This window comes from Geminisphaera colitermitum TAV2 (assembly GCF_000171235.2).
In the GTDB taxonomy this organism is placed as follows: domain Bacteria; phylum Verrucomicrobiota; class Verrucomicrobiia; order Opitutales; family Opitutaceae; genus Geminisphaera; species Geminisphaera colitermitum.
In genome coordinates this window covers 1-11,181 of record NZ_ABEA03000169.1, presented here as the reverse complement: position 1 = coordinate 11,181, position 11,181 = coordinate 1, and the positions used below count along the sequence as shown (strand labels likewise).

Here is an 11,181-nt window from a genome sequence, read left to right as displayed (position 1 = left end):
CCCCCCCCCCCCCCCCTAGGCAACGACTCCCCAATCATCGTTGCCGGCACCAGCCAAAACCCCGCCTTGCGCGCCTTCGCCGCTGCCAACGGCATTGACATCGCGACGCTTGATGCACCGGACGCCTGCGAGCGTTTCCGTATCCAAATTTTACCAAGCCCCGCCGCCCGCGACCAGGGCGCGGACGGCAGCCGCAACGCCGTCATTTTCCTCTGCGGCAGCGACGAACGCGGAGCGATGTGGGCGGTCTATGAGTTTTGCGAACGCTTTCTGGGTGTTGACCCGCTGTATCTTTGGACGGACAACGCGCCCGCCCGCCAACCCGTGCTGGACCTGCCGCCGGGCATTCACGAAGACCAACCGCGCACCTTCCGCTATCGCGGCTGGTTCATCAACGACGAGGATCTCCTCAGCGACTGGCGCGACGGCGGCGGAACACGCGACATTGATTACCCATTTTATAACCAAGTCGTTCATCCCGACGTGATGATGCGCGTCATCGAAACCGCGTTGCGCCTGAAGCAAAACCTGCTCATCCCGGCCTCGTTTCTCGACATCACCAATCCCGCCGAGGAGAACCTCGTTCGTCTCGCTACTGAACGCGGCCTGTTCGTCTCGCAACACCACATCGAACCCCTCGGCGTCAGCCACTTTGCACTGGAACGTTACTGGCGCGCGCGCGGACGCCCCACGCCGCCCTCCTACGTCACCGAACCCGACCTCGTGCGCGAAACCTGGCGACACTACGCCGCCCGCTGGGCGCGTTATCCCGGCGTCGTCTGGCAACTCGGCCTGCGCGGACGCGGCGACCGCCCCGTGTGGGAAAACGACTCGCACGTCCCCCCGACGATGGAGGCGCGCGGCGCGCTCATCTCCCGCGCCATCGCCGACCAGCACGCCATCGTCCGCGAGGCGCTCGGCCACGACAATTTCGTTTCCACCAGCACGCTATGGAAAGAGGGAACCACGCTCCACAACGCCGGCTTCCTGAAATTCCCGGGCGACACCATCGTCGTCTTCGCCGACACGCTGCAAACCCCGCGCGCCGCCGCTGGACAACATTTCTACGCGCAACACTGGGGTGACGATTTTTATTCCGTCACGCGCCAGCCCGGCCACGCCTACGGCATCTATTATCATGTCGCCGTGTGGCGCAGCGGCCCGCATCTCGCGCAAGGCGTGCCGCCCGCTAAAATCCACCAGGTTGTCGGCGAAGCCATTGCCCGCGGCGACACCGCCCTCGCCATCACCAACGTCGCCAACATCCGCGAAGTCGTCCTCGGCATCCGCCTCACCGCCGCCCTCAAGTGGGATTTTTCGGCATTCCAACTCGAACCGTTTTTCAACGACTGGTGTGCACGTCAGTTCGGAAACGCGGCGGCGCGGGACGTCGCCCGTTTGTATGAGAAATTTAATGACGCCTACCCCTCCCTGCCAACGGAGGATGGCGGCCATCGCGCCCTCTGGCACGACGGCGCGATGCGCGAGTCGGGAATCGCCTGCCTCGACGCCATCGAACGCTCCCGAAAATCGCTGGATTTGTGGCGGGAAAATTTCACGTCCGAAACAGTGGAAAACCTGAAAAAATGGACGACTCACGCCCTCAGCGGATGGACGGCGGCCTTGTCACTCGCCCGCGAAATCGCGCCGCGCATCCCGCCGGAGCGCGCGTCGTTTTTCCATCACCACTTTGAGGTCCAGGCCGCCATCATGCTCGGCCTCGCCGAATGGCTGTCCGGCCTCTTGCGCGCCTTCGATGCGTCCGTGTCAGAAACGAAAAATGCCGACGCTACCGCCGACTCCGACTGCGTCGTTCGCGAATTGGAAATTGCCGCCACCGCGCTCGACCGCGCCATCGCCATTCGCACCTCCTCCGAAACCGGACAATGGCGGCATTGGTATCGCGGCGACCACAAGATGAATCTCCCCGCACTCGCCCGCCAAACACGGGAATTATCGTAATCGTCCCCCCCCCCCCCCCGCGCTCATCTCCCCATGAACACAATAAAAAAAACAGCATCTCCTCTCCGCGCCTTCGCGTCTCCGCGTGAGAAAAAATCCCCCGCCTTCACCCTGATCGAGCTGCTCACGGTGATCGCTATCATTGGCATCCTTGCTGGTATCCTTATTCCCGTGACACTGCGCGTGCGCGACTCCGCGTGGGCCGCGCGAGGCATCTCGCAAAAACGCCAGATCGCGCTCGCGCTCGCCGCCTATGCCACGGAAAATAAAAACTATTATCCCCCCGTCAGCTTCCAGGACGACAACAGTGATTGGGTCGAATGGAACCGGCACCCGCTTCTCCCCTGGTTGCCCGCGTTAGCCAATTCGCGTGGCATCGGCACCAGTTATCACTCCATCTTTTCCGATCCCAAGGCGGTTTCAAAAGGTAATCCAGGCGTAAAAGTACGCTGTGCGTATGCAGGCGGCGGAGCTCTCTATATCCCGCCCAACAGCAATGCCATTTCGACCAATTCGGGAAGCAAGAGCAGACCGAACTATGGCCGCCGTCTTGACTCCATTGAAAACCCCAAAAACGCCGTCCTCTTTTTTGACGCCATCGTGAACGGTACCGCCAACAGAGACAAATGCACAGTCGGCGCAACATGGACCGATTTCAACGCCGACCTCGTCAAACTCAGTGACAAACTCGCCGACAACGATGTCATCGACTACCGCTATCGCGGCACCGCCCAGTTTGCCTTCGCCGACTATCACGTCGAAGCCCTCACTCCACAAAAAGCGAAAGACAAATTCACCGACCACTTTGTTTACGAAGGACGCGTCCAACAATAACCGCCGCCATGACTCCCTTCCCCTCCCTTCGCGTCGCTCTCCTCGCCAGCGTTCTCACATTCGCGAACACGCTCCCCGCCGAAATATCCCTTCCGGCGATTTTCAACAACGACGCCGTCCTCCTGCGCGACGCCCCGATTCCCGTCTGGGGCAACGCCACCCCCGGTGAAAAAATCATCGTCACGCTCGCCCCGGAATCCTCCCCCCCTACGGCAAACGCGATGCCCGCCGTCTCCGCCAGCGCCACCGCCGATCCAAAAACCGGATACTGGAGTGTGACGCTCCCCACCCGCCCCGCCTCTCTTCTCCCGCTTGCGCTCACCGTCACGGGCTCCGCCACGCCCGAGCCCGTCCGCCTGAAAAACATCCTCGTCGGCGAGGTCTGGCTCGCCTCCGGCCAGAGCAACATGGCCTGGCTTGTCAAAGACACCACCGACGCCCGGGCCATCATCGACGCCTCCGCCAACCCTGCTGTGCGCACCTATAATCTCCCCCGCGTCATCGCCGACGATCCGCTCGCGGACGCTCCCGGCAAATGGCGTGTCGCCTCTCCCTCGACCACCGGCTGGATGAGCGCCGTCGCCTATCACTTTGCCCGCAAACTCAACGCCGACCTCGGCGTCCCCGTCGCCGTCATCTGCTCCTCGCGCGGTTCCACTCGTATCCAATCATGGATACCGCTCTCCGTTTTTGACCAAAATCCCGCCTTCGCCGCCGACCGTGACCAATGGCAGCAAGACCTCACCGCTTGGCCCCAAAAAAAAGCCAGCTGGGAGAAAAAACTCGATGACTGGAAATCCCGCGCAGCCGCCGCCAGGTCAGCCGGGAAACCCGAACCCAAGCGTCCTGAACAACCGCCCGGCCCTGGCCACTACAACCAACCCGCCGGTTACTACAACGCCATGATCGCCCCCGTCACGAAGGTTCCCATTCGTGGCTTCCTCTGGTATCAAGGCGAGGCCAACGCCCGCCGTGCCGCCCGATACCGCGAAACCCTTCCCGCCCTCATCACCTCCTGGCGCGAAACTTGGGGACGCGGCGACCTCCCTTTCCTCATCGTGCAACTCGCCGCCTACCGCGCCCCCGGCTTTGCTCCCGATGGACTCGAACGCGCCGGACTCCGCGAAGCGCAGGCGCTCGCTGTCGAGCGTCTTCCCGCCACCGGCCTTGTTGTCACGCTTGACGTCAGCGGCCCCGAGTCAAAAGAGCACCCACGCGACAAACGTCCCGTCGGCGAACGCCTTGCCCGCCTCGCCGAATCCCTCGCCTATGGAAACGACACGCTCACTGTCAACGGCCCCACCCTTGCCACCGCCACCTTTGACGGCCCCATTGCCCGCGTCACTTATCAACCCGGCACCGCCGGCGGACTCCGCACCACGGACAACGCCTCCCCATCCGCGTTTCTCCTTGCCGGCCCCGACCACGTTTTCCATCCCGCCGAAGCGCGTATCGAAACAGAAACGACAATCCTCCTGACCTCCCCCGCCGTTTCCGCTCCGATTGCCGTTCGCTACGCCTTTTGCAACGATCCCAAAGTCAACCTTGTCAATGCCGCCGGCCTCCCCGCCGCCCCCTTCCGCACCGACGACTGGCCCCTCACTGCCACCTCGGACAACCAGTGAACCCAACAACCGTAACGCTTTACTTCGGCCCTGCCGTCAACGACCCGCACGACAACCACGCCATTCAAATTTCCCTCCAATCCCTCCGATGATTTCGTCCCCTACCACCGCCGGCACCAGCACCACGATGACACGCTATCCCTTTGGCGCCGTCTATCTCCTCGAACCCGAATACACCTGGCCCGAGATCGAACGCGACATGCGCCACATGCGCGACCACGGGTTTACTCACATCACCCTCTGGCCCGCCGCCAACTCCTGGCTTGCCAACCGGCCCGGCGAATATGTATTCACCGACACACTACGCTACCTCGACCTCGCCCACTCGCTCGACCTCCGCGTCATTGTCCAGCTCATCGGGCAAAACCAGTCGCAGGAATTCGCTCCCGACTGCCTCATGCGCCCCGACATGCTCCTCCGCGACCCCGGCGCCGGAGCCGCCGCAGGCAACGGCAAAGGCTGGAACAATTGCTTTTGGGCCAACCTCAACCACCCCGACGTTGATGCCCTTGTAAAACATTATCTCGAAACCTGCGTTGCCGCCCTCCGCCATCACCCCGCCGTCTGCGGCTGGGACATTTTTAACGAAGCCCATTTCCGTAGTGACGATCCGTATACAACAGCCCGTTACCACGACTGGCTGCGCGCCCGTTACGACAACGACATCAAGCGTCTCAACCGCCTCTGGTTCCGCCGCTACTCCGACTTTTCGCAAATCAATCCCGACGACCGCGACGCCCCTTACAGCGTGTGGAGCAGCATCCTTCCCCTCGTCGAATACGAACACTTCCGCTCGCAAAACCTCACCGACATCTGCGCCCGCTGGGCCGCCTGGACCCGCGCCGCCGACCCCGCGCCGGCTTCGCCGTCGAACGTCCAACATCGAACGCCCAACATCCAACATCCAACAAATCACCCCGTTCTCGACGCCGCCCGTCATTCTCCGACATTCGATGTTGGATGTTCGACGTTGGATGTTGGATGTTCGGCGGCGGCGGTGCCGCCGCCGCGTCCCATCATCATCGACGGCACCTCCGGCCAGCTCCTCGAACAAAGCATCTCCGGGCGCAACAACGACGAATTTGCCACCGCCCGCGTCCCACACTGCGACATCTTCGGCGGCACTTTTTACCCCAAAAGCTGGGGCCGCGACCTTGGCGACCGTCCTTGGGAACTCCTCGCCTACTACAGCATGAGTCGTGCCGCCGCCCACGCCGCGCAAAAACCCTACTACGTCAACGAACTCCAGACGCACACCCAATCCGTCCTCACCCCCGGCTCCGAAATGCCGCCCGCCACGCTCTCGCTCTACATCTGGGCGGCCATTGCCGCCGGAGCCGAGGCCATGCAACTCTGGCGTTGGCGTCCCTTCCTCCGCGGCTACCAAGCCAGCGGACGCGGCCTCACCCGCCTTGATGGCACCCCCGGCCCCCGCGCCGTCGCCGTTGCCACGCTCACCCAAACCCTCCGCGAAAACGAAACCACGATCACCACCTCGCGTCCCGTTCCCGCTGACGTAAAAATCCTCGTCAACTACCGCGCCCGAGTCATCTACGACGCCTACCTCAAAGGTGCGCCCAGCCACCAACCCGATTCCATCCGCGGCTGGCACCGCGCCTTCACTGCGCTTGGCCTCGCCGTGGAAAACGCCAGTCTCGAACACCTCACCGCCGCCGACCTCACCACACCCGTCCTCGTCCTGCCCGCGACCATCGCCGTGACGGACGAACAGGCGTCATGGCTTTCCAACTACGTCCGCAACGGCGGCACGCTCATTTCCGAAGCCCGCCTTGCCATCCTCGACGACAACGGACTCGTCCGCTCCGAAGGCTCACCCGGCCACACCCTCTCCGAAACCTTCGGCATCATCGAACGCGACGTCGGACCCGCCGGTGAATTCACTTGGGGCGGCCACCGCCTCCCTGCCCCCTTCATGACGCAGCAACTCGAACTGCGGCAAAACGCCTCCACCAAAACCCTAGCCCGCGAAGCCGCCACTGGCTGGCCCATGGTAGTGGAAAACCACTACGGACGCGGACGCACCCTCTACTTTGCCTCCATCCAAGGCATTGCCTGGCGCGAGCAACTCTGCCCCCACGCGCAAAACTACTTTGCCAACCTTTTCCCTGCCGACCACCCCCGCCTCCTGCGCGACAAACCCGAGACCCTCCTCATTCGCTGGCACGAAAACCCAACGACTGGCGACACCCTCGCCTACCTGATGAACTTCGACACGTCTGAAGCCACCATCAGCCCCCCCGGCTCCGACAATCTCATCCACATCCCCGCCCAGAGCACCTGCCTGCACCGAACCAAAAACGGCAAAGCTCGCTCCCCAAAGAGCGGCGTTTTTTCTGCCAATCCGCCGGACGACGCGAAACGTCGCCAATCGCCAACGCTGGCGACAACGGACTGACCGATTGGCAGATTGATAAAAAAATCCCGGACAACAGAGCATCCTTGCCGATCCGCCTCCTGTTCAGTCCTTCCGCGCGTCCTCCCACCGCCTGCGTTGCTCAGAACAACCGGCGCTTCCGCCGTGCGACCAACGCGCAGACAACCGCCCCGCCAGCCAGAAGCGCCACCGTGCTCGCTGGCTCCGGGATCGGCGTAGCGTTCATCACGAAATTCATGGCACGCGCACTGGTAGTCCACCCAGCTCCGCCATCACTCAACCCGTTATTCGAGTAAAACGAAGTCCCCGTGTTCGTATTGTCCGCCGCCTTGGTGCTCGCGCTCAAATCGATCTGCCTGTTTGCCTCCGCCGACGTAAACGACAGCACGACTCCGTAAAAAATCGTGTCTCCCTTGGAATTGGTTTTCTCCAGTAAAAACGGAGTGCTCAACGTAAAGGTAATATGTGTGTCGGTCCCATTGTAGCTGGCGGGCGTCGTGCCAGTTTCCGAATACAAAACGGTATCGCCAAAAGACGGCTCGCCAGTCGTCGTTGCCGGCGTCACCGACGTCAGCCCGCTCAGCGATACGATGCTGATTTTCACATCCGCCCCAAGCGCGCCCGACTGAACGGCGTTCAGTTTGAAACTGACCGACGTCAGGTTTGCCGCCTCTGGAGCCGAGAATGCAAACCCGACCCAACGATTGTTTGTGGCCGTGGAGTAACGCAGATTGATAGTCACTGGCGATATAGTCGTCGTATTGCTCAAAAATGTCTCCGGCGTCACGGCGGCATTTTCAAACGAGATTATGGCCCCACTGGCGGCATTGGCCGAAGCCAGGCAGGCGAGCAGGCACGGCAAGGCCGCCCTGCGGACACGTGATGTGATGGGTATGAGGTTCATGTTCCAAAACCTAGGTGGACATGTTTCATCATGTCAAATAAATTATCAGAAAAAATTTATTGAATTTTATCAAATAAGATATGTTATCAGCAAATCCTCAGCATTCCTTTTCAATGATATACCTGTAATACCTCTCATAAAATCACCCTAACAAAGATTGAAAATAATCCTTTGCGATATCTTATCATCAACGAATGACATCATCCATCACAGTTCCACCCCTTCAATCCGGAGTCGTTAACGAAGTCCGCCGCCGCCTCATTGAGGAAATCATCAACGGCACCTTTCAGGACGGCACCCTCCCCACCGCCACCGACATTGCGCAAAAATACGGCGTCGGCAGCGCCACCATCAACCGCGCCATGAAATACCTCCAAAAAGAAGGCTGGGTGGAACGCCGTGCCGGCATCGGCACCTTCCTCGGCCCCCGCGCCCGCCTCACCGAAACCGGCCTCCCCCCCGCGCCCGCCGCCGCTGCCACCCCACGCGACACCTCTGCGCCCAGCGTGTTTCGTAAAAACTCCTTCAACCTCGCCGTTACCGTCCTCCCCCTCGATTTCTCGCTCAACGACTGGCATGTCCAGCACCTCCTCCAAGGCATCGACCAGGCCGCCGCCCATGAAAACGTCACCATCGAACTCATCGGTCCCTGCGGCGGCGACGACGACCTCTTTGCCCGCCGTCTCGAACGCAGCCGCCCCGACCTTCTCGCCTTCCTCAAACCCCGCATCCAGAGCGCCCCCCTCCTCCGCGAAGCCCGCCGTCTCAAAATCCCCTGCCTCGCCACCGGCACCCACTGGCGCGATCTCGACATCCCTCTCATCGAGGAAGACGGCGTGCAAGGTGCCTGCGACGGCACCCGCGCCCTCATTCGTGCCGGCCACCGCCGCATCGGCTTCCTCTGCCCCCTCGCCCCGGCCCACCTCTGGTTCGACCGCCGCAAAGGCTACGAAACCGCCATGCGCGAAGCCTTTGGTGACCTCGACCAAAATCTCTTCTTCTGGACCGGCTTCGAGGAAGGCCGGGCCGACCTCGCCCAGTTGGACACCTGGCTTAAAAAACAAAAACCCACCGCGCTCCTCATCGCCGCCGGCTTTGATGTCGCCAGCCTCAAAACCTTTGTTGCCAGCGGAGCCGTCCGCATCCCTCAAACCCTCTCGGTCGTCACCTTCGACAACCGCGCCGACTTCTACGCCACCATTCTCGGCTCCCCCACGCCCCTCGACATCATTGACCTTCCCCTCGAAAAAATGGGAGCCGAAGTCGTCCGCCTCGCCGCCGCTTTCCGAACCGGCACCCCCCTCCCCCCCCGCACCCTCGTTCCCTGCACCCTCGTGCCCGGCAACACCATCTCTCCACCCTCCACACGTTAGCTCCGTATCCAAAACACAACAGCATGAATCCCAAGCTCCCGCTCCATTACGCACTCCTCTCATTACTCTTCGCCACCCAACTCCAGCCCGTTCACGCCGCCGCCCTCGTCGCGCCCGCCGCCCAACGCACGATCCACGTTGATGCCACCCGCGGCGACGACGCCAACGACGGCATCGATCCCACCCGCCCCCTCCGCACCCTCCACCGAGCGACACAAAACATCCTGCCCGGCGACACCCTCCTCGTCGCTCCCGGCGTCTATCGTGGCGGCATCACCCTCACCGCCAAAGGCACCCCGCAAAAACCCATCCGCATTCTCGCCACCGATCACCGCGAAAACGCCACCATCATCACCAACGCCGCCCCCGCCCTGCGTATCCAGCCAACCACGACAGCCTCCCCCGCGACCACGCCCTGGCAACTCGAAGACCCCGCCCTCGCCCTCTACTCTGCTCCCCACGCCGCCGGACTCCCCCCCCGCATCCTCTACAGCGGAGCCGACCTCTTCCCCTACCGCACCCTCGACGCCCTCACAACCTTCACCCTCCGCCAAGGCTCCCCCGGCCCGAGACACGGCTACTATTACGACGCCGCTCAACAAAAACTCTACCTCCGCCTCAACCCCAATGGACGCTACGGCTCCCTCAACCCCGCCGACCACCTCATTGCCGTCGCCCCACCCACCGGAGGTCAGTTCGACGGCACTCTCGTGTCATCTCCCGACCACTACAACATCGGCATCCTTGGCTCCGGCCCCGCCCACGCCATCATTGACGGCTTCACCTTTGAAACCCCCGGTGTCTGCGGCGTGTATTCGGAAGCCGACTACGTCACAATCCGCCGTTCCTGGTTCCGCGGCTGCCGCGTCGGCGTCGCCGGCAACTACACCGACAAACTCCCCACCCCCGAAGCCACCAGCTACATCACCTATCGCCTCGACCCCGACGCCGCCCAAAAATCCGCCTCTCGCATCACCATCGAATACTGCGACTACACCCAGCACCCCGCCTTTCAGGACGTCGTTGACGTCCTCGCCGAACACCCCGCCGCCACCCTCCGCTCCTGGGATCGAAAACCCAAAATAGCCCTCATCTGGGCGCGCAAAGACATCTACAGCGGCGACGTTGCCGACAATCGCCTCAAATACGAAATGGGCCTCGCTGCCCGCATCGCCGCCGACTGGGTCATCCATCGCAATACGATCCACGACGCCATGGAAGGGCTCTCCTGCCACGCAACCTCCGCCAGCACCGGCCTGCGTGTCACCGAAAACCACTTTGAACGCATCTGCGACAATGCCATCGAAGCCGAAGAACACGCCCGTGACCTCTGGATCGAGTGCAACGTTTTCCTCGACACCTTCGAACCCTACTCCTGGCAACCCCTCCGCGGCACGCCTTGGCCCGGCCCTGTTTACTTCCTTCAAAACATCGCCATCAACACCCCCTTCCTCCAGAATCTCTGGACCCCCATCGTCGGCCCCACCCGTTCCCCCTTCAAAATCGGAGCCAAACCCGACCACTGGCGCCACATCCCTCACATGAAAAACTTCCCTGCGGACAACATCATCGTCCCTCCGCCCGGCATGATTTTCGCCCACAACACCGTTCTCTGGGACTCCGGCCGCCTCATCACCCCGCAAGGCGATCCTGCCACGCCCATCCAAAACACCAAATTCCAGAATAACATCTTTGTCACTGCTCTCGCCTCCTCCCGCGACGCCAAAAAAGACCTCCGTCCAGGCGTCTTCCAATTTGAAAACAACTACGTCGCGCCCTCCACTCGCGGCGCGAAAGGCCCCGGCGAAATCGCCGCCGGTTCTCCCGCCACCACCCTCCCCGACACCGCCGCGCTTAAACTTTCTCCCGCCACCCTCACCCCGCTTCCCGGAAGTCCGCTCATTGGCGCCGCCCGCCCCCTCACCTCGCCCACGCCCGGAGTCCCTCTCCCGGATGAAATCACCCGAAAGTATTCAAAATTTCAAGACATCGGGGCCATCCAACCGGGCGACACTTGGTATCCCCTGAAAACCGGTCCTCTCGCCGCGCCACATTCCGAAGCCTTCTGAAATCTCAAATTCAAAATCT

7 protein-coding genes are annotated in these 11,181 nt (G+C 62.0%); 6 read left to right on the top strand and 1 reads right to left on the bottom strand.

All coding sequences use genetic code 11. The features are described 5' to 3' along the window. From OBACDRAFT_RS18955 to OBACDRAFT_RS18940, 4 genes are all read left to right on the top strand, one after another. The coding region (locus OBACDRAFT_RS18955; protein WP_043588336.1) for a glycosyl hydrolase 115 family protein at window positions 1-1,962 on the top strand (1,962 nt) is incomplete at its 5' end. A gap of 33 nt (window positions 1,963-1,995) precedes the next feature. Beyond that, window positions 1,996-2,796, top strand: coding sequence for a type II secretion system protein (locus tag OBACDRAFT_RS25800; RefSeq protein WP_052362257.1), 801 nt, complete (start codon window positions 1,996-1,998; stop codon window positions 2,794-2,796). A gap of 8 nt (window positions 2,797-2,804) precedes the next feature. Next, window positions 2,805-4,421: a sialate O-acetylesterase gene (locus OBACDRAFT_RS18945; protein ID WP_043588334.1), complete on the top strand. Its 1,617-nt coding sequence runs from the start codon at window positions 2,805-2,807 to the stop codon at window positions 4,419-4,421. An 88-nt stretch (window positions 4,422-4,509) separates the two neighbouring features. Then, a complete protein-coding gene (locus OBACDRAFT_RS18940; protein WP_232767406.1) occupies window positions 4,510-6,837 on the top strand; it encodes a beta-galactosidase in 2,328 nt (775 codons plus the stop codon). A gap of 100 nt (window positions 6,838-6,937) precedes the next feature. Here OBACDRAFT_RS18940 and OBACDRAFT_RS18935 read toward each other — a convergent pair whose 3' ends face one another. Beyond that, the gene (locus tag OBACDRAFT_RS18935) at window positions 6,938-7,720 is read right to left on the bottom strand and encodes a PEP-CTERM sorting domain-containing protein (protein ID WP_043588332.1); all 783 of its coding nucleotides are present in this window, start codon (window positions 7,718-7,720) and stop codon (window positions 6,938-6,940) included. 194 nt (window positions 7,721-7,914) lie between these two features. Between OBACDRAFT_RS18935 and OBACDRAFT_RS18930 the strand changes: the two genes are divergently transcribed. Beyond that, window positions 7,915-9,093 (top strand): GntR family transcriptional regulator, encoded by a 1,179-nt coding sequence (locus OBACDRAFT_RS18930; RefSeq protein ID WP_043588331.1) that lies wholly within the window; start codon window positions 7,915-7,917, stop codon window positions 9,091-9,093. 23 nt (window positions 9,094-9,116) lie between these two features. Further along, entirely contained in the window at window positions 9,117-11,162 is a 2,046-nt protein-coding gene (locus tag OBACDRAFT_RS18925; RefSeq protein WP_052362256.1) for a hypothetical protein, read from the top strand. Window positions 11,163-11,181: the final 19 nt, after the last annotated feature.

Bases quoted from the DNA above. Each gene is read 5' to 3' on its own strand.
- OBACDRAFT_RS18925 (WP_052362256.1), top strand. From the start codon at position 9,117: ATGAATCCCAAGCTCCCGCTCCATTACGCACTCCTCTCATTACTCTTC.
- OBACDRAFT_RS18935 (WP_043588332.1), bottom strand. From the start codon at position 7,720: ATGAACCTCATACCCATCACATCACGTGTCCGCAGGGCGGCCTTGCCG.
- OBACDRAFT_RS25800 (WP_052362257.1), top strand. From the start codon at position 1,996: ATGAACACAATAAAAAAAACAGCATCTCCTCTCCGCGCCTTCGCGTCT.
- OBACDRAFT_RS18930 (WP_043588331.1), top strand. From the start codon at position 7,915: ATGACATCATCCATCACAGTTCCACCCCTTCAATCCGGAGTCGTTAAC.
- OBACDRAFT_RS18945 (WP_043588334.1), top strand. From the start codon at position 2,805: ATGACTCCCTTCCCCTCCCTTCGCGTCGCTCTCCTCGCCAGCGTTCTC.
- OBACDRAFT_RS18940 (WP_232767406.1), top strand. From the start codon at position 4,510: ATGATTTCGTCCCCTACCACCGCCGGCACCAGCACCACGATGACACGC.